This is a genomic window from Vibrio cionasavignyae (assembly GCF_050337155.1).
Taxonomy (GTDB): domain Bacteria; phylum Pseudomonadota; class Gammaproteobacteria; order Enterobacterales; family Vibrionaceae; genus Vibrio; species Vibrio nomapromontoriensis.
On sequence record NZ_JAKJSR010000011.1, the window covers coordinates 205374 to 229780 of the forward strand.

Genomic DNA, 24407 nt, shown 5'->3' on the forward strand with positions numbered 1-24407 from the left:
TCATTTTTCCTGACGTTGAACCTGTTCCAGATATGACAGTGTGACTGTGGCAAGTTGTTTGAATTCTGTATGACTCTGCGCATAAAGCGCCGATACCATGACGTTTGATAACTCTGCAAACGCCTCCTGAATCGCAATATCAAAATAAACGTAGGAAGAAAACAATCTATCGCCAAGCATTTCTTCCAGTACTAGCGTTAAATCTAGGCACAATCGAACATCATGCCGACACAAGTTCATCACAAAGCGAACATTGCTCTTCGACTCGTTATTTTGCAGCCACCTAGACAACATCATGACAGACACGGGAGTGGGGTTAACGACCTTGATCGCTAAATCACACACTACTCCGTAGTCCTCGATGTTAAGATCGCTAGGAAGTAGAACGATGATGTGCTCAAACTTAAGTGACGCGGCTTGGAGCATTTCTTTTAAAACATTAGTTGCGATTTCAATATCAAGCGCTGCATCCCCATAAGGAAGAAAGTACGTTCCAGCGGGGCTTTTAAATAGACCTTGATTCCACGACTCTCCGCTAATGTAAGCGCGCGTCCAACCGTCACTGTCTAATGCATTCTGACCAAACCAACAACCTATTAGATTACGAGTATCGAGTTCAATAAGAAGGGCTTTGTGGCCACGTTCAGAATAGGCCGCTGCCATATTTGCAGCAATAGTGCTTGCACCAGCACCATTATTTATCGCTTGAACCGAAATTACTGACATTTATTACTCTCTCGCACTAACAAGCTTATTACTTGCTTTACCCTCTGCGCATTGCACCAAGTTGCTTATATTTTTATCACTTTCTAACGTTTTACCTAAAAACTGCCATTTATCATAAGTCGACTTTAATTCTTGTTCTCTTTCTAAATTCTTATAAGAGCCACAATCCAAACCATACGACTGGTAAATTTGCGAAATATCCGACGCACCCTTTGACATTTGCACCCTGAATGTAATTGTTAATAACCAGGCAGCATAGTACACTACTTTTAACAAAACGGCAGCCCCTAAGGTACCTTTCTTCAATGATTCAACAAGTTATCGGCATCGATTCATGGGAAAACATGCACTCGCTCGCAATTAACAACTTTAACACCCCATTAATAAACAACAACTTTACCGTATTACTTTCAAATATGAATAAGATGGGTATATTACAAGATCAAATTGCCGACATATCAGTGTTATATGACCTAAAGAGTGCCCTCAACATTATGTTCTCAGCGATTTATTTGCCCGATAATACATTGCCGGCTGCGGACTTTCTGGATGATTTAACACAAATCAACCATGCCAAAGGGGCACATTACGTTGTCATTTTAGATAGAAACAATTTGAAACAATTTGATGTTGAAGTCATCATTCAGCGATGTGTTGAGATATTCAGCACCCTTACAATAATTGTGGTTAACTCAGAATATTCTTACATTACAGAAGTCACAAAAAAAATAACACCAACACGCAGCTATTACCTTGGTGAAATAACCACGATTCAAGGAAGTCTCTATTCTAATGTCATAAAGTACGTGTCTGGCGATCGTAATATTAGCAACAAAATATTTATACTGGATAACTCGCCCACCAGCCACGTACTGACTGAGTCATTGCCGGTTTTTGTCGATAGTGGTGCAGCATCACACCATTTTGTTACCGCACATGGCTACCACGTATTTAGTTGTAGCAGTGAGATCGAATCCAGTGTTTCTCGTATGCAAGACGCGGTTATTGTCTTTAACTGCCAAGGCTTTCATGATATCGAACGTGTGACTCAACAAGTTTTTATGTTTAAACAGAAATTTGGCGCGTCTCTTAGGGTTCTAGTAAAAGAAAGTAAGCCCTGCATTCGCTATAATGATTTTCATATGCTGATCAATGCAGGGGCGCAAAGCATCATTGAACACCACCGCTCAGATTCCGTGCTATTTGACCAAATACGCCTTGCCTCACTGACTAAGATGGATTGTCATGACATAGACTTACCTACACTACAACGCTACTTTCAAAGCCCATTAACCCATAGCGGCATTCAACCATTTGACGCGTTTTTCAAAATAACAAATGATGTCATCGGTAAGATACAGCATTCTCAACTGGAGTTTGCTCTTGTTGAGCTTATCCCATTTTCATCAGTGCCGATGAGCGAAGCCACTAGCTATTGCAAATTAAAACGTAAAGGCGACATTGCCACCTGCGTAAACGGCCGCTTAGTACTCTTTTTCAGCTCGCTGAGACTGTATGAAGTTTCTCAAGCGCTCTCAAATGTATTTACGGTAGCGACAAGCGAAATCTTTTCTCAAACCAACACATTAACCAAACACAATGAAATAGTGGCGAAATTGCACACCCTTAATCAATATAGCTCGAGAATTGAGGAAGCTTCACATAACACAGCGGTCAAAAAAGCCGTGTTATCGAGTAGTAAAGCAATAAAAGTCGACTGGGAGGTGGTATGAACATCAATGAGTTCCTTATCGTCGCCTTTTTCTTTACTGGGCTTGGCATTGCTATTTGTTTGTTAGCACCAATAGGGTTTCGCTTAATGAAAGTACTCTATTTATTTGCTTTTAAGCACCCTAAACATCTGAAGAAAACTAAGTTTTAAACTATGAATACGACAACTTCTCGCACTTACTCTTGGTATCTAGGCTGGTGGACAGTCTACTTCGCATTAAAAGTTATTTTGTTCTGGAGTGATACCCTAAAGTTTGACCCCCTATATAACTTTGCGTTGCTCGCTTTGATTGCCCTTCCGCTTCCTAGTGGCTGGTTCAACAGACTCCGTCATTGTATTGCTGCAGGCGCTGCGCTACTGCTATTGCATCATGATTCATTTCTGCCACCACTAGATCGATTAACCAGCCAATGGGGGCTCATCAGCCAATTTGACTCAAGTTACTTACTTTCTCTTGCGGTTGATTTTGTTTCTCTCGACTTTGTCCTTTTAGTATTACTCGCCAGTATTGGTTACCTCTATTTAAATCAAATTTTCCGACTATCCACCTTTGTGATCATCGGAATGATTACCTGCTCCATCCCCCCATCGGTGTGGCAACCTTCCGCGACGGCTAACCTAGTACAAGCGAGCGCAGGAACCCTCTCATCGCCTAATGGAATAGCAAATCAAGCGAATATCAATCCAGCAAATAGCAATATCACGGAGATAGACACCTCATCAGCTGGGTTGAATCGTTACCTCACCGACTTTTTTTCGCTTCAGTCAACCCTCACCTCGTCGTTATCGTCGGTTGAAAGCATCACACCTAACTATGACATTCTATTTGTTAATATCTGTTCGTTAGGCTGGGATGACTTAGAATTTAGTGGCAACATCGATCACCCACTCTTTAAAGAGTTGGATATCGTGTTTAATCATTTCAACTCCGCTACCTCTTATAGTGGCCCTGCGGTGCTTCGTATCCTTCGAGCAAACTGCGGTCAACAAAGCCACGCCGATCTCTTCAATAGCAAGCTAACCAAGCAGTGCTCTTTATTCGATCAGCTCCATCGCCTTGGGTTTGAAAAAGAGGTATTAATGAATCATGACGGTAAATTCGACGGGTTCAACAAGCATATTGCCAGTAACATCGGTCCTTTTACTGCAGCGATCGATGTAGATACAATGCAACCCTCCCAGTACGCCTTTGACGGGACAAAAATTTATAGCGACCGAGACATCCTGTCGAAATGGAGTGAGTTCAACCACGCTAAGCCAACGGTAAGCTTATACAACACCATTAGTATTCACGACGGTAATCGTGTTATCGGTCAATCTGGGTCACGACTTGTCACCTATAAACGGCAACAAACTCAACTCCTAGATGACCTTTACGAATTTTTCCAAAATTTAAAAACAAGTGGACGCAATGTTGTCGTGGTTGTTTTACCAGAACACGGTGCAGCTGTACGTGGTGACCGTATGCAGATATCTGGTATGCGCGAAATACCAACCAAAGCGATCACCTCAGTTCCTGTCGGTGTGAAATTTTTTGGCGACGCTTCAATGACTGAACATCAGCAAGTGACCGTCGATACCCCTGTAAGCTTCTTGGCGGTAAGTGACTTAATAGCCAATATTGCTTCCAGTGGTATCTATAACGGAGAAGACGTATCACTTAGTTCGCTCGTTGCAGACTTACCACAAACCCCTGTTGTTTCTCAAAATCAAGGAACAACGATGCTAGAGGTCAATGGCAAACAGTATTATAGCTTCGATGAAACGTCGTGGACGGAATATAAACAGTAACCGCCTTCGATGTTTAAACCGATACATAGACGCCTAATGATACTATTAGGCGTCGCTCCCCTTCCTCAATTTTGATATATTTCCTCACGATAAGTGAAACTTAGTCCTAAATGTATAAGTGGGCGAAATCACCGCATTCGCTTCATCCCTACTCGACTTAACGGAGCATTCATGTCAAAAAAAGTCATTCAATTTGAATATGAAAAAGAAACCAAAAACAGTGTTCGCTATAAAGAGGTTCCAGATGAAGGCGCGCCACCTATAGTGGGATCGCTGTATATACAAAAGTGGTTTGCAGGCAGCAGCAAAACCATCGAAGTGACGATTGAAAAGAAAGATTAACAAGAAAGCAATACAACAACTCTCTCGTTCATTACTATTACCGTTCTAATAAATCGACACTAGGTAGCTATCGTTATCATGCCTAGTGTCGTTCATTAAATATCTATATTTGCAAGTACGGTGCTTTATCCGCTTGTTTTACTGCTAAACAATAACTTTAACCCTACCCACTTCGCCACTTTCCAATCGCACCTTAATACCGTGAGGATGAGTCGGAGAGTTCGTGAGTAGATCTTTGACAATACCTGACGTCAATACTCCACTGCGCTGGTCTTGTTTGAGGACTATTTTCACTTCGATACCGGGTTGGATATCGGCGCGCTTGGTTCCAGTCATAATTATACCTTTCTATTATTTTATAAGACTAACATCAAAATCTTGCACATCAATCGACAACGCTAACGAATCTATCTTCTGTTGCAACTGTTGGATATTCTTCTCTAATTCAGCGAGCGTTAAGGTATTGTTATCAAGGATGTAAACCTGCTTTAAACTATGATAATAGAAATAGAGTACGATAATCGCATCTCTGTCGTTTTCACTAACACGCTGCTTTAACTGTTTCATTTTTCGATAGATGCGATTTTGCAACGCTTTCAACCGCCATACATAGTAAACCTCAACAAAATAAGCGGTCTTTTTGAGGTTGGAAAGTATGACGGCACAAACAATAACCGCTGCGATTACACCCAAGACGTTCAAATGAAAATTACCCGTTGATTCTGCGGTAGGCTGTTGCGAGCCAAAAAAAGCAATCAACAAACTGCCAAAACTAATAGAAAGCGCGGCTAATGTGGCAACAATCGCAATGGTTATGACATTGAGGCGCTGCTTATACGTCGATTTATCTATATGAATTAACTGCATGAATCTACACTATTTAACGGAAAGTAGTAGCATGATAACTCAATGAACTAGTCTCAGACTACTTCCTATCCATCCATTTACTAATAAAGTGGGCTCTCTTCAAAAACAGCAGCTATCTCACGCGGAATGTAAACGGTCACCGCGGTAAAAAAGAAAAACCCCGAGACCTTTCGGCTTCGGGGTTATATCTCTTACTCGCCGCAATCCAGCGACTAAAGGTGCTCCATGCATCAATCCGTGACAGTAATACTGAACTCCGTCAGTTTAATCCATCCATCGCCATCCTAGCGGTGTCCTAATGTGGTTATCCTAACCGGCTAACACATCCTCGCTAGCCTTCATCACTCATTCCTTAAGTGGTGTCCTAACATCATCCTGATGTCTGTTCCATGCTTCATCCAGAAGTATCCACTGCCTTCCTTAGTTCGTTAGCTATCCTAGCAACGATTGCATCCTTTCAATGTCCTATTTGCTTTCCATGCCGACCGTTCATCCTAAACCATCGATTCGCCTTCCTGACGATGCCCTTTCCTTGAGCGTTTCCTATCCCATGTCGCCATCCCGTCGACAAGAGACATAATAATTGAGTCTGACTAATTTGACGTGTTACATTTGTGTAAATTTCGCTAACACGCTGGACAAAAACAAATATATACCATTAAATACAATGACTTAATAACATCACCATCCAAAAGCTTCATGACAATTTCTGCCATCACTCACAATGGTGTAAGCGATCTCGCACACAGAGAAGCGATGATATAGTCAATCCCTCTTGATAGCGTTAAAGATACGTTGATGAGCATAGAAATAACCAATACACGAGCATCAAACTATCACTCCGCCCCCAACTGACATAACCGAAAACTATAGATAAAAAAACGACCTCACTAGGAGGTCGTTATTAATATATGACTCAGTAGCATATGATTCAGCGAAAGCTCAAACCACTACGCCATTCTCTGGCTCGGTGTCCAACGCGCTAACGAAGGGACAAGTTTGATGCCTTGAGAAGTCAGTAGGTTCACGCGAGCCAAGTACGCAGCACCATGCATTAAGTGCTTGGCAAGGTCAACCGCGTTACGCTGCTGATAATCATCAAGGTAGCTGTCTTTTGCCCACGCATTAAATGCGCCTAGTGCGGGACCCGCCCAGACTTGGTAGTCCATCTCACGACCTTTTTCACCGGTATTTGACCAACGACTAGAAAGCCCTAGATACCAGCGGAAGATAAGGGCCATTTTACGCTTAGGGTTGCCTTCTGCTCGTTCAATCTGCTTAGGATCGCGCTCGTTAAAGTGCGCCACGGTGCCTGCCCAGATATCGTCGAGTGTTGAGCGGAAGACTTGCGTCTCAAGCTTATGGCGTTCATCAGCGGGAATCGCTTCGATGGAGTCATAGCGAGTGTAGATCTCGTATAACTTGTTAGCACGCATCGGGAATAATGTACCTCGCTTCACAACTTGCAGCTTCACACCCATCTCAAACATATCGGCAGCAGGTGCCATGGTGACATCCGCCATTTCTGTCGTCGCCAATAGTTTGCGAGTATGTTCACTGGCACCCGCTTCAACACACGCTTGGTTGATAGAGCCAGTGACAATGTAAGCCGCACCCATGTTGAATGTCGCTAATGCTGCATCAGGTGTACCAACGCCCCCACCACAGCCCACACGAATTGGTGTTTTAAATTGATACTGAGCTTGGATTTTATCTTTCAATGCTAAAATCGTTGGCAACAATGTCACCAATGGACGGTTATCGGTATGGCCGCCAGAATCTGCTTCCGCTGTAATATCGTCTGCCATTGGCACCAACTGAGCCAGCTCCATTTGCTCGGCGCTAATACGCCCTTCATCCACTAACGCTTGCAACATTTTGGCTGGCGCAGGCGCCATGAACTTGCTTGCCACTTCGGTACGGCTGACCTTCGCAATGACCTTATTGCCAATGACAATTTCGCCCTTAGCATCACGGCTCAACCCTGCCGCTCGGTAATGAACGATTTGTGGTGTCAAACCTAAGAATGCAGACGCTTCAACCGTCTTAACGTTGTGCTTCAAAAACAGTTCGACACTGCCGCGTTCAAGTGCTGGTTCACTTGGACTATGAATCAGATTAAACGCATATGGGCCATTTGGCAGCGCCGCTTGAATGCGGTTAATTGCTTGTTCAACGCGTGATGGAATAAGACCTGCTGCGCCAAATGAACACAGGATACCCGCCTGACCAAGGGCTATGACAAGCTCCTCTGAAGAGATACCATTTGCCATCGCTCCTGCGTAGTAGGCATATTTTACCCCGTGGCAGCGACGAAATTCTTCATCACCAAGGCTTTGAGTACCTAATGCTGGTGCGTATGCACTCACTGGTTGGCTGTTAGCTGCACTTGCTGAGTCACCTGAGGTGACTTCTGCTTGTTGGCTAAGCCCTAGCCCTTTTTCGGGGTGGTTCACCACATAGCAACCAAGACTAAGATCTTTAAGAATGGTCGCCATAGTTGCGTGGTCAAAGTGCGTCGTGCTGTCTTCAATTTGCCACGGCCACGGAGAAAGCTTTTCATTGTTCATCGTTAGTTGTGTTGTCATTATTTGTCCTTTCTCACTTAAGCTTCTTCAATGCAAATTGCGATGTCTTTTACTTCATAGATACGAAGACCGTCTTTGCTCAAGTTGGCATCACCAACAATGATTTTTTTACCATCTTCATCTTTAATAGCGGTAATGTGCACATCAAGCGACATTTGTTTGTTCAACGGGTTGATTTGACCACGGTATTTCCACTTCACTTCAGATTGAATCTGACCAAATTTCGGTGAACGGAAACCCGCGCCAAGGTCTTTGTTAAGTGCATAGGTTTGCATCAATTCAATGATGGCTTCTACACCCAACGAGCCCGGCATTACTGGATCTTGATGGAAGTGGAATTGGAAGAACCAATCACTCGGATCAATGGTGCGCTCGGCATACAAGTAACCTAGCCCTGACTTACCACCATCACTGGTAATCTGTACCTTGTCGATGAAGTTTAAGCGTCCACCAGCTAACTGGTAATGAGGTTGTGTTGCACCACTCGCCAATACTGGCGCATTAAAGTAACGGCTCGACTTATCTAATAGGTCAATGGTGACATCTGGTGTGCGGTTATTATCAATATGCCATGGTTGCGTCACTTTACCGTTATCCAGACCAAGCTGGTCTTTAAGCGCTGCGCCTTTGAAGTAACCAAAGACCGCAGTTCCTTCATAGAAAGGCACGCCATCCGTACTTAACTCAAAACTAAAGCTTTGCACAATATTCGTGCCCATCATCACAGTTGAAAGCAAGCGTGAATCATTTGTGATGGTTTTACCGCGTAAATCGACATTGCGCAGCATCTTGCCGCTGCCATCTAAGTTACGGAAAAACAGTTCTTCGCCTGGGAAGCCAAGCGTGGTACCCATATAACCTGAAATGAAACCATTTGGTTGTAGGGAAATTTCCATAAGCACTGAATATGGCATTAATGTCTGATGACTATTCTCGTCAAAATACCAGGCATTTTCTGGAACTTCGTACTCTGCAATACACGATGATGGCTTTTTAAAATCGCCACGTTTGCCATTAATTTCAACAACGCGTGTCGTTAACTGCAGATCGCCACATGGGGTACGTGGTGGGATCATGCCACGGTAGATAGCGAAGTCTGGTCCGAAACATTTCTCAATGTCACCAGTCGCAAATTCAAACATATGATACGGCGTGAACGGAACCGTATCTGGTGTTCGATTTGGGTAGTCAGGTGTAACGGGTGCCTCTACGTGTTGCAACGGAATCACGCCTTTATTCGGTGCCGTCGCTAAGTCTGGAATTTGCGCCATCAAAGGTGCGTTTACAGACGCTTGAGTCTTAGGCTTAGACCCTGTCTGTACTGGACTAGCGAACGTTTCTGTCGTCGTGGTTAGTTGAGTCGTATTCAATTGACTCGCCAGCTCAGGATAAAGCGTACATTCTGCTTCTTCCTTAATCATCACGCCAAGATTTTGGAAATCAACAATCACTTTACCGTTAAGCAAAATATCAATATTCGCTTTGGCATACGGACGTGGGCTTACACCAATTTCCGTCACTTCCATGCGGTACGTTAGCTGTGCCGACTGTGGTAATACTTGACCACGGCAACGCACTTGCTGCGGCGCGTTCGCTAGCGGCTGGAAACGACCATTTTCAACAAGCGTATGCATGCCAAGATGCATCATGTAAAACTGCAATAATTGACCACAGCCTTCTGCCATCAATGAACCAGCCATCACGTTGTCATCTTTAAAGTGACAAGGGAAATACCAGTGCTCTTTCTCTAGTTGCTTGTGACCTTCAATAAGCCCTAAGCCCCATGTACCGCCTTGTGGTTCAACTCGACTGACTTGTTCTATCATCATGAATTTCTCTGAACTAAAACACAGAGAGGGTTGATGACGATTAGACTGGTGTGTTGCACCAAAACATTCAGCAATATTCGCCGTTAGAAGATGACGAAGTGCCGTATGATCAAACTGTGATTTCGGGCAATGTAAGAGTGGCTCAAAACGCTGCTTAGTCGCCAGTTGACGAGCTTTGATTTCACTTTCGGTATGAATCACGCCTTTGCCGTCAGCCAGTTCTTCATCAGTAAAGAAACCAGCACAACCGTTGTCCATTTTTAGAATCATCTTGTCGCCGATAAAACACTCGTACGAGAAGAAGAACAACAGCGTATCGCCATTTCGAGCATAATTATTAATCGAAATATCGTAGCGTAGCGTATCACCACCACGTGGTAAGTCACCGAGGAAGGTTAACGTACAATCAAGAAGACGGTAAACACGCTCGCCTTTGTTCTCAAAATCAATGCCTAAGTAACTGATTAGCATCAAATCACACTGGCCAGATTCAACCGCAACAGCCCATGGGATTTGACCGTCTACAAGATAAGGTGCATCGACTGGAATATCATACTCGGTTGTCATAGTGCTTGGCTTGTATTCCAACATCGTTGCATCAAGCTTGGTCACACGTGACACCAATAGATAATCGGTCGTTGGTAGCCTTACACGGCGCTTATAACTATCGATAATGGCGTAATCTGGGCCGAATACCTTAGCTATATCCCCTTCTGCGTATTCAACAAGATCGTCGTAATCCCAAATACATGGCTTGCGTTCTGGTCTTGGTGGCGCCGCATAAACATTAACGGGTGCCGCCTGAACGGCTGATTGTGCTGATTCAGCTTCTACGACGTTTGGTGCCGTGCTCATCTGACGAATTCCGCTTACCGAACCAGCCTCTAGTCCTTTGGTAATATCATTCAGTTGCGCTTTAAGTAAGGCATCTGCAATTTGCATACCTTGCGCTCGTGTGTTCAAGAATTCTTGGTGAACCTTTTGCGTCAACTGCTGATTTTGTTGAAATGCAGTATGTGAAGCGGTCGCTACCGGTGTATTTTGCGCGGTTAGTGCGCCATTTTTCTTGGATAAAACATCAGTCATCGTACTGTGATTACCTATTAACAGATTTTGACTTGCCGCAGGCTGGGCTGCGACAGTCGAAGTTGAAGGAGCAGAAGCAGACATAGTGGAAGACGCTGACACATGAAGTGGCGCATTCGCTAATTTCTTAGACACAGGTTCCATTGCTGGCGATACTGCAGGCATTGCTGGTATCTGTGTCATTTGTGCCACTGTTGGTACAGCAGCGCGTCGCTCGGGCTGCTTTCCGGCTGATTTTTGTTGAATCGTAGCTAATTGGCTAAGCGGAGACTCAGTAATATGCTGGAAGATATCGCGGCCGCCTAAGCTCACTGACCTAATCAATTGACGCTTGGCATCCGTCGCTAATTCAGTTTGTAACCGAACCGCCAACGCTTGAGACTCTGTACTCGACTGACGAATCAGCAGTTGAGAACATTGTCCTTCACTAATACTGGCGACAAGCGCATGTTTACTCGCACCATTTGGCACGCTCTCAAGATTCAATAAGCCATTTAACACGCTCGCCATTCCAGAAGCAGAGGCACAATGCCCCACCACTTGACTCGCTTGAGTACGTTTGGCATTCACTGTTGGTAAAATTGAATCATGGTTAGTCTCACCGAAACTGGCTGGTGCCTGGTTAAGTTCAAGCACATCTATCTGGCCTGGAGTGGTCGCCGTTTGTGTTAGCAATACATCCGTAACGGCTTGACTGCTTCTACTAGAGCCAAAAGCAAGCGCAGTGACTTGACCATAGCTGGTCGCCGGAACTTGGCTAGCGTTGGCATGACTCTCATCAACAAGAACCATCGCCCCCGCTCCTTCACCCACATTCCAACCTGAATCTTGAGCGTTAATCGCAACCGGTGTGACACTGTTTTGCAAAATGACATGTTCCGCACTGCCACTGAGATCGACCGCGGCGATAACCACTGCATCGATTGACTCTTGCGACATCAGATTTTGCGCTACGTCGATACAACGAGCCACAGACTGTTCGGCCGCTGAGATAGTGAAGGCTGGACCGTTAAAGTCCCACAGCGAAGAAATACGAGACGCCATGATATTGCCAATAAAACTGGTGTATTGATTCAGCTTTGCTGCATCCATCACACTGTCCATAGCAATTTTTTCGAGCGCTTGATATTCATCTGTCGTGAGCTCGATGCCCATGTTGGCAAAACTATCGGCTAACTGACTGTGCAAGTTTACGCGGCCACGGAACTGATGCATTTCAAGTTCTGTTTCCATCGCCACCAATACCGCGACTTTCTGCCCCGACACTAATTTTGCATCCCGAATCGCTTCGTCAGCGACTTTCATCAACAGTAACTGCTGAGAAATCAAACGGTCATCTTCATTTGGTGGGATCTTAAAACGCAGAAAATCCAACTCAAACTGATCAATATACGCGCCATGAGGCACAGCATTAAGGCCAAATTGGCTCAGTAATTCAGGGTGCTTATCAAGTCCCTTCCAGCGCTTGTTAGGCAGCTCAATAAAGGCGTTACTATCCGTCTTAATGGCATGATCAAACGCATTAATACTTTGCAAGGAACCAAAATGAGACGCTAACCCCGTTATGTTTAGTTTCGAAGTGCTCGGTGCTCGCTCAGTATTTGCCAACGTCGCGACATTAGAAGCAGAATAGGCTTCCAACAATAAGTGCGCGTTACAGCCACCAAACCCAAATACCGATACGCCAGCACAGCGTTCAGTATTACCCGTTTTAACCGGCCACGGCTGAACCTGTCTAGGCAATGTCTGGGAACCAAACAGCCCTTGCGGTGACGACAGTGGATTTTCAAGGTTAATACTCGGCGGCAGCACGCCCTCTTTCATGGCAAAGATCATTTTCATGATCCCCGGCATTCCCGCTGCGGTAAGCAAATGTCCTAGGTTCGATTTAGCCGAACCAATTAATGGCACGTTAGTCCCATTAAGCTTGTCAGCAAAGAAGCGCTCCATCGAAGTCAATTCGACTTTGTCACCCAGTGGTGTGCCGGTGGCGTGACACTCAATCACTTCAATGCTATCTGGCGTTAGCTCTGAGGCTTGGTATGCACGCTCAAACGCTTGGATTTGGCCTTTGCTGTTAGGACTCAAAACAAACTGGCCGCGTCCATCATTAGATAAACCAATGCCGCTCACGACGGCATAAATATTGTCACCATCACGCTGCGCATCCGCTAAACGTTTGAGTACTAATACCCCGGCGCCTTCACCAGCAAATAAGCCTTTACTATTGCTATCAAAAGGAACAGACACACCGTGATCGGGATAAGCATGGAAAATGGAGAAACCCATGTTGATAAAGAACGGATCAGCACCAGAAACCGCACCCGCCAGCATCATGTCAGCCTTACCGGTATTGAGATAGTCACAGGCCAGCTTCAATGAATAGACGGAACTTGCACAAGCAGCATCAAGACTTAGCTGTACGTTTCCAAGCCCTAGAGCGTCAGCGACGAGTTTGGATGCATTGTGCGCGGCTGCCCCGTTGATTGGGTGAAGATCACCCGCCTGTTCATTGGTAGGCAACAGAGAAAACTGCTCATTACTTAACTTACTCTTTAACGCTTTTTCTACCACGGAATGGTAGATGGGCAAAAATAGGTCGTTTGAACGTGTCGTTGGGAATGATAGCGCGCCCATAATGACGCCAGTACGCTCAAGCACCTCCGCACTCAAGTCAACCCCGGCATCGATTAGCGCCTTTCGGCTAGTATCAAGTGCCCACAAAAAGCTCTGGTCGACGCCGTTGAAATACTCCTGCGCTACACGGTAACCATGACCGTCAAACGTGAAGTTTTCGATATAGCCGCCCTTGTCACAGTAGAAGCGATCAGACTGTCCTTGAGAACCCTGATAATCCTTTGGATTCGCTCCCAGCTTTTCAGCGCTTAATGTTGAACGTGCATCTTTTTTATCTAATAAGTTTTGCCAAAAATCTTGTGGCGTATCAGCCGATGGATATTGATTGGCAATACCTACAATGGCGATTTTGTTGTTATGTTGAGAACTCACACTGGCTCTCCTTGGTGATGATTCGCTACTATTTCTGCTGGCGATAAACCACACTTAACAGACACATGATTTATCTCACGCTCTAAGCCCGTTAAAAGCGGTGTTACAGAAAGAGGAATTTGATGGGTAATAAGCTGACCGATGCATTTAAGTAGCGTGACGACATCGTCGCCACCTTTCGCATTCGCCGCAATCGTACAATAGTCACTCGAGACATCGTCACTGCGGTTAATCTTATCAATCAGTGTGCTCGTTTGACGGTCTGCGCCCACTTCAATAAATAAACGAGCGCCTTGCTTACGAGCGCTACGAATTAACGAAGTAAAATCAAGCGTTGAACAGAACGTATCCGCGATAGACTTGGCAATACTGGCACTATCAATCCGAATAGGATGATTGTCCGGCGTTGCTGAATCTTGCCCGTGAGCAGGAAGTCCAGCAGCACTAATAAAACGGATGTGCTCTGGCAAGTTGTCAAACAAGGGTTGCGTATAAAATTCACGAACTTGATCGTGTTGACTCAAGGCCGGTGTCGTATGCATCGCCGTCACTCGGTTTGCTGCAATGCCGCGCTTACCCAGTTTTTTGAGCAATGCACGACAACTTGCTTCACACCCAGCAAGAACACAGGTGTCCCCTTGTATAATCGCAAGATACGCACGAGGATACTCAGGTAACAATGCCTCGATAGCTGGAGCATCGCTGCGAACCACAAAGCTATTCCATTGAATGTCTTCATCGCTATCTAGTTGCCAATCTTGCCGAACGGCAGTGAGCTTACCTGATATTGCTGTAGTGAAAATCGGGCTCGTCTGCGTCATCTCGATAAGTGCGTGTGGATTACGCCACACTCCAAGACTTGCCCACATCGAGGCCTCCCCCTTGGAATAGCCTAAGGCGAAATCTGGCGTCACTTCAAACTCATCACACAATAGTTGTGTCAGCAGGTAACTGCTGCCCACACCTGCAATGGCGAGCTCACTCAACGACATGTGTTGCGCTTCGTCGGCGTACGTCTTACGCGCTTGCAGCATTTCTTCCAAATTTCCTTCTCGCTCTAATCGAGCAAAAAGCGCTGGAAAGTAGCGATGGAAATCCGCTAGCATCCCCGGATAGACAGTACCGACGCCCGGATAGACAAACGTTACGCCATCTTCACTTTCAGGAGCCGCAGAGAAGCAGCTACCCGATGGGGTCTTATAATGACCGCCATCAGCAAATACCGACACTAACGACTTCGACATAGCCGAAATTTCTTTCAGTGCGCCATCAGCGCTCGTCGCTTGAATGACGACAGTCGCCTGAGTAACATCATTGTCACTACCTGTCTTTTGCTGAAAATTCATCAGATTGGTGCGCATAAGCTCAAGCAAACCAATTGGATTACTATTGTCTGCGGCGCGAATGTCACCAGCCAATTGAGTTAAACTAGCCTCAAGGCTCGCTTCTGTTTGTCCTGAAAGAACAAACATGACCCTCTCTTCTGACAGTAATGATTTAGCCTGTGCCAGCCCTGTTGCCTGAGTGAGTACTAAGCTATTGGTAGTCAGACTGGTAGGGGTTTGATTGCAGCCTGGTCGCGTGCTGAAAGTTAATAAAGCGACGCGCGCGCGATGCGGTTGTGTAAACCAGTAATGGCCAGACAAAGTTCGCTCTGAAATAGCCTCAACGGTTTTAGTCAGCTCTGAAAATTGCTGGGCTGATGATAGCGCGTCAAACGACCGTTCAAAGCTCACGTCAGATACACTGCGCTTAGCTTGCAGCAAGGCTTGCTCAAGGTTTGTGCTATAACCCGAAAAATAGGCATCTGGGTGAATTTTATTCTTCGCGGCCGTTAACGCACTCAGCATCAACAAGCGCTCTACTCGGTAACCTTCGTTAGCGTCAGAAATCAATTCCACGCACTCTCCATTAGCCACTGCCTCAATGGCAGTTTGGAGTGCGTGGTGAAAGTCTGACCCTATAACGATTTTTTGAACCGCTGGCAGTAGTGATAATAAGTCGACAGAAAGCTCAGTGGCGTTTGCCGACTGAGCTAAAAGAGCGATGCGCAATGGCATCGCTTGTTGAGAAGATAAGCTCACTATGACGTCAGCTCCTTTTCTACTGTTGATTTCACTAAGAATGCATCATTCAAACTCTTACTGATGGTCACCTTAGCGCCCATCATTGTCGCGCTCAAACGGCCGTCTTGATGATACAGCGAGACATTGGCTTGCAATGAGCGAGCCGTGCTTTTAATCACTTCTAACTCTATCCAGCCTTTGTCACCAGCCTGCAACGGTTGATAACAAACAAACTCACCAATCGTTGATGGCAGGCTTGCCGCACCATATTTCATACGAGCCCAAACCAACATAGCTTGCAACAAGTAATCTTCCGCAAATGGTTGGCTATCTGCAAAACCATTTTTCGCCACAAATACACCGCAGTCGCTATCAGCAATCGCCGGTAACTGACACTGAGCCAGCAAACTTATGTCATCAAAACGCTCTATCGTCGTGATACCTTGCAATCTCGGTCCATGGAACAAGGTTCCATCGCTATACAGCGTTCGCTTCGTCGCAACACTTCCCGAGTCAGACGCCTTAAACTGCTTCACTACAGCGCTCGGAATATCCGATAAAGCTTGTACTTCAGCAATTTGTAATTCCGCTTGATACTGAGGGCGACCTTGGCAATGAATCATTGCTTTCATTCGTCCTGAAGACTTAGTTAAAGGTGACAACGTCACCGTTAACTCCTGAACTTCATCAGTGTCAAAAATCACACCTTTCAACAATTTATAGTTATGAACGCTAACGCTCACGCCTAACTGTTGCTGCGCTGTTTCACGCATCCATTGAATGGCACACACTGTCGGTAACACAGGGTTACCGGCAATGCAGTGGTCTTGAATAAAAGGCAATGCTTTTGGGTCAAGGCTACGTGTCACAGTGATCGTTGTGTTTAGCGGACTCTTTGCAAGATGCACAGACTCCGCACTAAGCTTTTTTACAGCAGCTTCCTTATTGTCAGAACCTTGCATGCTCGTGCCCACAAGCAATTGGATACCCGTTTCGCCCAGCAGTTGAGAACTAAATAGCTCGGCTCCCGCTTGAAGAGGAATCACGTACACACCGCGCTCTGTAAACATTTTCTTCAAAGCAGCGTTGACCATACCGCCATCCCACGGTCCCCAGTTAAAGCTCATCACTTTCGCTTCTGGGTGACGTGCAGACAACTGTAGTGCCGCTTTGTTTAAGATTTCATTCGACATTGCATAGTCACTTTGGCCCGTATTGCCATAGAAACCAGCCGCAGAAGAGAACATCGCAATCAACTTAAGCTTACTGCTATCAAGACCAGCTAATACCGCTTCAAGTCCACCAACCTTTGTACCGTAAACCATGTTCAATTCATCAAGCGTTTTATCTTGAATGTGTTTATCAGCAAGAACACCTGCACCGTGAATAAGGCCTGTAATATCGCTATGAGCGGCTAAAGTCTTGCCAACCGATTCGCGGTTAGATACATCAAGGCTTAAATACTCTGCGCTCGCACCGACTTGGCTAAACGCAGCAAGCGAGGCGTTAATTTCTAGGCTGCTTAGCACTGGCTTTAACAACGCATCCACTTTCTTTGGTGTTGGCTTATCACCAGATGCTTGTAAATGAGCAATCGCTGCAGGTTTTAGTTCGTTCGGTTGCTTACCTTTTGCCCACTGTGGAAGCTCATCAGACGTGATGTGCTTGCTACGACCAGCAAGAATAAAGTGTGATTGACACTGCTTCGCTAGTGTTAGTGCACATTCAAATGTCACACCTTTTGCACCACCAGTTACCAGTACTTTGTCGCTTTTGGTTAACTGGGCTGCGGTGTTTTTAGTCAGTGCAGAGCCTGGCGTCGTCGCGATTAATGTTGCACGTCCCGACTCATTTTTTGTTGCTTCACTCAGACCAATTTCTACCGTATTCGTCTCGATATCAAACAACTCTGCAGTAATAGCATCACCGAGATGACGAGCGTCTAGCGATGCTGAAGCATCCAGTGCACGACAAAACACGCTAGGCCATTCATGACTCAACGTTTTCGTTAAACCCGATAATGCCGCTTGGTTTAACTCAGCGCCTTTTAATTGTTCGTTGTCTAAATATCCAAAACCACCATCAATACGACTTAATGTAAAGAACACGCTACGACCCGTTGCTGCGTTCAATTGTGTTTTAAGGTGTTTAGCGAACAAAAATGCCACAGTCAAAGATGCCTTAGCATCAACGCTAAGATTAATAGCCGATGCCTCACTTTCGCTGGCAGTCGCTTGTAAATGAACAAAGCCCGCAATGACTTTATTTGTTTGTTTCAGATCCGCTTCGATATCACCGATCACTGCGCTCACACCTGAATCATCAACGCTGGCCAGTGTATAGCTCGCCACTTCTGAATTTAAAGGTGATGCTGCAGACTGTGGGCAGCGTACAACCGCAACCTCAATACCATTCGCCGTCAGTTTTTCCGCTAACACACCCGCGTTATGACCATCGTCGGTAATAACAACACAGGTATCTTTTGAGAAGCAATCGACCAGTTTATCGGCCGCTGGTAGCTTTTTTAGCGCCACCTCGCTGTGAGGAGGAAGTTCAGTTACTGGTGTTTCAACAATCTTCGCTTCGACAGCTCCCGTTTGGGCAACCGCTGCTACATTAGCTGTAGTCGCAAGTTTGCTTTGCATGTAAGTGACAATTTCACCTAATGTACGACACTCTGCTAAATCTTCTGGGTTTAACTCAGGTAGATTTGGTAGTTGATCTTGAACGGTTCCTAAGATCTCAACGCGTTTAATCGAGTCGATACCTAAGTCAGCTTCCATATCCATGGCTAAATCAAGCATTTCTGCCGGATAACCCGTTTTGTCGGCGACGACTTCAAGCATTGTTGCTTGAACATGCTCAGCGTTTAATCCATTTTCAGCGGCAACTGGCGCAGATTCCACGGCTTGAACCGTGTCTGTGGTCAGTTTGCTATTCATGTAATCAACGATTTCGCCTAATGTGCGACACTCTGCAAGATCTTCAGGGTTCAACTCAGGCAGTGTCGGTAACTCATCTTGTACCGTACCTAAGATTTCAACACGCTTGATGGAATCAATGCCAAGATCCGCTTCCATGTCCATGGCGAGATCCAGCATTTCTGTCGGATAGCCTGTTTTCTCTGCCACGACATTTAGCATTGTTGACTGAACTTGCGCTGCATTAAGGCCGCTAGCAGCTGCTGGCGCAGCAGAAGCTACAACAGGTTGAGCAACAACAACGCTGAGCTTACTGTTCATGTAATCAACGATTTCACCCAATGTGCGGCATTCCGCTAGATCTTCAGGGTTGAGTTCTGGCAACGTTGGCAGTTCATCTTGTACTGTACCTAGGATTTCGACACGCTTGATTGAATCAATACCTAGGTCGGCTTCCATGTCCATCGCAAGGTCTAGCATCTCGGTTGGATAACCCGTCTTCTCTGCCACAACGTCTAACATGGTGCTTTGGACAACATTTGCGTCTAAGCCACCCGCTACTGGATCAGTCCCGGCAGTGACCACTTGATTCGTTATTGCAGGAAGCTTGCTGTTCATATAGTCAACAATTTCGCCCAGTGTACGACACTCCGCAAGATCTTCTGGATTAAGCTCTGGTAATGTTGGCAGCTCATCTTGCACTGTACCAAGAATTTCAACACGCTTAATCGAGTCAATACCAAGATCCGCTTCCATATCCATTTCTAGATCAAGCATTTCTGTTGGGTAGCCCGTTTTCTCTGCGACCACTTCTAACATAGTTTTTTGAACCGCTGCAGCATCAAGACCGCTAGTCGCAGCTGTGGTGCTTACTACGGCTGCCGACGCTGCCGTAACAGTCACTGACGATTCAGAAGCCGCTGGCATCTTGCTGTTCATGTAAACAACAATCTCACCTAGCGTGCGACACTCTGCTAAATCTTCTGGATTGAGCTCTGGAAGATTCGGCATTTCGTCTTGAACCGTCCCTAAGATTTCAACACGTTTGATTGAGTCGATACCAAGATCTGCCTCCATGTCCATATCTAGGTCCAGCATCTCTGTTGGATAACCTGTCTTTTCTGCTACTACTTCTAGCATCACTTTCTCAGCGTTCGCAGACTCTACCGCTACGGGTGCCGATACGCTCTGTACTGCAGGACTAGGTACCAAAACCGGCGCTTTTGGTGCAGATTTCGCTGCCTGTAATGCTGTGTTCGCAGACGCTGGAGTCGCTGGCACTGGTGCAACCGAAGGCTTAACTTGACGTTCTTGAGCCGCTGCTGGCGTTGGAGCGACAGGGTTAACCTGTGCAGCCACTGGCGTTTGTGGTTGAGCAACTGAACGTTGAGTATGAGAAACACCTTGCGACGTCACCATGTTAAGCGCAGAGGTATTGCTCGCCGCTTGTTGCGCAAGGTAGTTAGCATGGGCTTTAAGGGTTTCAGTTTGATGTTGATGGAACATATCCATAGAGCGTTGTAAGCTCTCTGGAATTGCCACACCCGCCGTTGCCATTTTTGCTTGCTCAGACATTAAGGTGTTAAAGGTATCACCGTATTGTTGAGGAATAGCCAAGAACTGCTGATGCACTTCAGCGGCTTGTTGTTGTGCATTAAAAAATGCTTGTAATGATGACTCGTCAACGGAAATCGCAGCGGTTACTGTTGGGCTAACCTGAGTGTCTTGAGTTGATGCGTCTTGAGTTAACGCGACTGACGTATTGGTCGGCGCTATCGACTGCCCTGCTGCGGCAACTGGAACTTCTACCGGCACTTCTACAATTTCAGTTTTAATCACTTCTTTTTCCACAATTTTTTCAACTTCAACTTTGACTTCTACAATCTCAGTTTTCTCTGTCACGGTGCCCGTAGCCAAAGATGCATCCATCTTTTTGCGTGTCGCTGCACTGATGTAGTTGGTTGCGTTCAACTTAATATTCATAGGAGAGGTCGCGGCTGGCGCAGCAATCTCAGCTTGATACGGGTCAATGCTGTCTAGCGTGACACCTGCAACACACAGCTGCATCGCCGCTAAACGTAGCTGCTGATCGCTATCGCCTTTAGGGCTTGGGTTAAGACTGATCGTGCACAGCTCTTCACTCTTATCAGCGAGGGTCTTCTCTACCAGTTTTTGCAAAATGTTCTTTGGACCAAACTCAACAAACACACGAGCACCCGCCTCGTACATTGCTTCAAGTTGCTCACTGAATCGTACTGACTGCAACATATGTTGTTTAAACGCTTTCTTAATCGCTTTGCTGTCTTTGCTGTGCAACTTACCCGTTGCATTCGAGTAAAGTGGTACGGCAGGTGAACTAAACGTCACTTTGTCGATAGCGGAAGCAAATGGTTTTTGAGCATGGGCTACTAACGGCGTGTGGAACGCACCAGAAACAGGCAACGCAATGGCTTTGAAACCCTGCTCAGTTAGTGCTTGCGCGGCTTGTTGTGCTGCGGTTGTTGGACCGGCAATAACCAGTTGCGTTGGCGCGTTATAATTTGCGATGCTGACACCTTCAAACGCACTAATACAGCTTTCAACAACAGACAGCTTATCCGCATCCAAAATAACGGCGTACATCGTGCCGCTATCACCTTCTGCTGGCGTAGCTGCCATCGCATCACCACGTGCAAATGCCAACTGGTAGTAATCGTCTTGTGAGATTACGCCAGATGCACACAAGGCGCTTAACTCTCCAAAGCTATGTCCAGCCACCATATCGGCTTGGAATCCAGCTTGTGTCAAAATATCAAACTGACCCATAGACACGGTACCAATCGCACTTTGTGCGTTAGCCGTATTCGTCAATTGCGCTTCTTGTGCTTTAGTTGCATCAGCGGTAAAGGTTGGGATTGGGAAAAGCACTTGCGACAGTGCCGTCTTTTTATGATGCCCAAAGACCTGATCCGCTTTTGCAAGCTGCTGACGCATCTCTGGATAATGACAGGCAAGCTCGCGACCCATATTTAAATACTGCGAACCTTGACCTGCAAACAATGCGGCAACCTTGTTTGCGCCCTTCTCTGCGACTAATGCAGATTCACGGTAACTGGTACCATTTGGAAGCTGCCAAGTCGCTTTAGCTTGACTCTCGATCATAGAAATGGCTTGAGTCAATTGAGCTTGTAGATCGGCAACATCGGTCGCCACTAAACCTAAACGTGCATGGGAAGCATTAAGCTCACGCAATCCGTGTTGCTGCGCTAATTCAGTCAGATCAACAGAATTATCGGCAAGATTAGTAGAAAGCTGCTTTAACGTCGCGACTAGCGCCGTTTTTGATTCCGCGCTAAACAATAGACTTTGCGGTACTTGGCGCTGACGGTATTTATCACCACGGGCATGTTCTTGCGTGTACTCCTCAAGTACCACGTGGAAGTTTGTGCCGCCAAAGCCAAACGAGCTAATACCCGCACGACGTGGCGTACCATCAACACGCTGCATCCATGGACGCGTTTGTGTATTGAGATAAAACGGTGAATTTTCAATATCTAGCTTTGGATTCGGAGCAGAAACATTGATCGTTGGTGGCAGTACTTTATGATGCAGTGCCAGCGCAGCTTTAATTAAGCCTGCTGTACCCGCTGTTGATTTGGTATGACCGATTTGCGATTTCACCGAGCCAAGCGCGATGTGTTGTTTTTGCTCGTTGTCTTCACTAAATACCGAGTTTAAGCCACCAAATTCAGCCACGTCACCCGCAGCGGTTCCAGTGCCATGCGCTTCTAACAAACCCAACGTATGAGGGGCAAAACCAGCGTCATCGTATGCACGTTTTAGTGCTTTAGCTTGGCCTTCTGGGCGCGGCGCATAAATACTCTTAAATTTACCATCAGAAGAGGAACCTACCCCTTTGATCACTGAGTAGATTCTATCACCGTCACGTTCCGCATCTTCAAGACGCTTTAGCGCAACCATGCCAATACCTTCACCAATCATCATCCCTTTCGAGTCAATATCAAAAGGTTGAATGGTTTCATTAGTAGTAAATGCTGGTGTTTTAGAGAAACTCATGTACATCGTAGGTGAGTTATCGGTACAAACACCACCAGTGATCATCATTTCACTGCGGCCTTCAACCAATTCGCTCAATGCCATACGCATTGCAGCAAGCGAGCCTGCGCACGCCGCATCAACCACACAGTTGATGCCACCTAAATCAAAACGGTTAGCAATACGACCAGAGATCACGTTACCTAAAGAGCCCGGAAATGAATTCTCTTCCCAGTGAATATACTGGTCTTGGAATTTCTTAATCATCATTTCACTGTCTTCGTCGCTTATACCACTGCTCTTGAAGACTTTCTTTAGGACTGGATATTGCAAACGAGCATTAAGGCTCTGTGCGATCTTCTGACCACCGCCCACACCTAATGTGATACCGATTTTGTCACGGTCGTAGCCATCTGGTAGTTTTGCGTCCTCCAACACTTCCTTCGCGACAATCAGTGAAAGCAGCTGAGACGTGTCAGTCAATTCTAAAATGTTTGGCGGAAGACCAAACTCCATTGGGTTGAAGTCTACCTCTGGAATAAAACCACCGCGCTTACAGTAAGACTTATCAGGTGTCGTTCTATCTGAATCGTAGTAATCCTCTGGACGCCAGTGCGTGTCCGGCACCTCGGTAATCGCATCGATTTTCTCGCTGATCAGATCCCAAAATTTATTCAGGTAACGCGAGTTAGCAAACATGCTTGCCATACCAACTATCGCGATAGGCATATCTTTAAGACGTTTATTCAGACGAGTATCGTCTACGGATTCGGGTGTCGTTGTTTCTGGTTGGCTCATTTATGAGTCTCCACTGGAAATCACAGAGGGTGATGTCTGGTTTTGGGGCTGGGCTTTTGGGTATATGAAAGAAAAATCTGAGACAGATTTGGAAAAGCACAGCCGAAAAGTTAGGTTGCTGAATTCTAGCAACCAGATAGAGATTTGATTTGCAAAGTGCAATAACTTGCATTGGTAGAAGTGATGCTTCATGCGCGATATAAGCGCTCAATTCGTAGGGTGGTGTCCATTAAAATCCTGTTCAAATGATGACGAAAAACACAGCTAACTTCGCCAAGAAAACGAGTTATTTTGTCTAATGGATGAGCAGGCTACCGGACAGGGCAATTCGATACAATGCTCATACTGGCCACTATCATCTCTTCAGACCAGTTAAAATCCCACACACTAAGCAAAAACTAACAATCCAAGCCAATAACAACTTGATTAGTAAGGGTTTAGAGTAATTACTTAGTGCTTTTACTCTACTTTGTGACAAAATGCGATCTAGTTATCATTTTTAGCAGTTTTGCAGATCAAACGTCGATACATCAAGGGGAATGAACTAGCAATAGGCAAATATCATCTGCAGACAAATCGGCGAGCAAGACATAATTTCGACCTGTTTCAGGCTTGTT

The 24407-nt window shown here is 45.8% G+C and carries 12 protein-coding genes; 4 read left to right on the forward strand and 8 right to left on the reverse strand.

The window, feature by feature from the left end; translation table 11 throughout:
* Positions 1-726 carry a cellulose synthase operon protein YhjQ/BcsQ gene (locus tag L4D74_RS06720; RefSeq protein WP_428751355.1) on the reverse strand — a complete coding sequence of 242 codons (726 nt, stop codon included), beginning with the start codon at positions 724-726 and terminating at the stop codon, positions 1-3.
* 3 nt (positions 727-729) lie between these two features.
* The gene (locus tag L4D74_RS06725) at positions 730-1002 is read right to left on the reverse strand and encodes a hypothetical protein (protein WP_428751356.1); all 273 of its coding nucleotides are present in this window, start codon (positions 1000-1002) and stop codon (positions 730-732) included.
* Between the two features lie 29 nt (positions 1003-1031).
* Between L4D74_RS06725 and L4D74_RS06730 the strand changes: the two genes are divergently transcribed.
* From L4D74_RS06730 to L4D74_RS06745, 4 genes are all read left to right on the forward strand, one after another.
* A complete protein-coding gene (locus L4D74_RS06730; protein ID WP_428751357.1) occupies positions 1032-2459 on the forward strand; it encodes a BcsE family c-di-GMP-binding protein in 1428 nt (475 codons plus the stop codon).
* The gene (locus tag L4D74_RS06735) at positions 2456-2608 is read left to right on the forward strand and encodes a hypothetical protein (RefSeq protein ID WP_428751358.1); all 153 of its coding nucleotides are present in this window, start codon (positions 2456-2458) and stop codon (positions 2606-2608) included. The genes L4D74_RS06730 and L4D74_RS06735 overlap by 4 nt, the downstream gene beginning before the upstream one ends.
* A gap of 3 nt (positions 2609-2611) precedes the next feature.
* Positions 2612-4249, forward strand: a complete 1638-nt coding sequence (gene bcsG / locus L4D74_RS06740) for a cellulose biosynthesis protein BcsG (RefSeq protein WP_428751359.1) — start codon at positions 2612-2614, stop codon at positions 4247-4249.
* A 171-nt stretch (positions 4250-4420) separates the two neighbouring features.
* Positions 4421-4591 carry a hypothetical protein gene (locus L4D74_RS06745; RefSeq protein WP_428751360.1) on the forward strand — a complete coding sequence of 57 codons (171 nt, stop codon included), beginning with the start codon at positions 4421-4423 and terminating at the stop codon, positions 4589-4591.
* A 144-nt stretch (positions 4592-4735) separates the two neighbouring features.
* Here L4D74_RS06745 and L4D74_RS06750 read toward each other — a convergent pair whose 3' ends face one another.
* The 6 genes from L4D74_RS06750 to L4D74_RS06775 all read right to left on the reverse strand — a co-directional run bounded on the left by L4D74_RS06750 (position 4736) and on the right by L4D74_RS06775 (position 23790).
* Positions 4736-4927 carry a YwbE family protein gene (locus L4D74_RS06750; RefSeq protein ID WP_428751361.1) on the reverse strand — a complete coding sequence of 64 codons (192 nt, stop codon included), beginning with the start codon at positions 4925-4927 and terminating at the stop codon, positions 4736-4738.
* A gap of 15 nt (positions 4928-4942) precedes the next feature.
* Positions 4943-5458: a DUF3087 domain-containing protein gene (locus L4D74_RS06755; protein ID WP_428751362.1), complete on the reverse strand. Its 516-nt coding sequence runs from the start codon at positions 5456-5458 to the stop codon at positions 4943-4945.
* A gap of 950 nt (positions 5459-6408) precedes the next feature.
* Entirely contained in the window at positions 6409-8046 is a 1638-nt protein-coding gene (gene pfaD, locus L4D74_RS06760) for an eicosapentaenoate synthase subunit PfaD (RefSeq protein ID WP_428751363.1), read from the reverse strand.
* Between the two features lie 17 nt (positions 8047-8063).
* The gene (locus tag L4D74_RS06765) at positions 8064-13970 is read right to left on the reverse strand and encodes a hotdog fold thioesterase (protein ID WP_428751364.1); all 5907 of its coding nucleotides are present in this window, start codon (positions 13968-13970) and stop codon (positions 8064-8066) included.
* Positions 13967-16054, reverse strand: coding sequence for a PfaB family protein (locus tag L4D74_RS06770; RefSeq protein WP_428751365.1), 2088 nt, complete (start codon positions 16052-16054; stop codon positions 13967-13969). The genes L4D74_RS06765 and L4D74_RS06770 overlap by 4 nt, the downstream gene beginning before the upstream one ends.
* The gene (locus L4D74_RS06775) at positions 16054-23790 is read right to left on the reverse strand and encodes a phosphopantetheine-binding protein (RefSeq protein WP_428751366.1); all 7737 of its coding nucleotides are present in this window, start codon (positions 23788-23790) and stop codon (positions 16054-16056) included. The genes L4D74_RS06770 and L4D74_RS06775 overlap by 1 nt, the downstream gene beginning before the upstream one ends.
* Between the last annotated feature and the right edge of the window lie 617 nt (positions 23791-24407).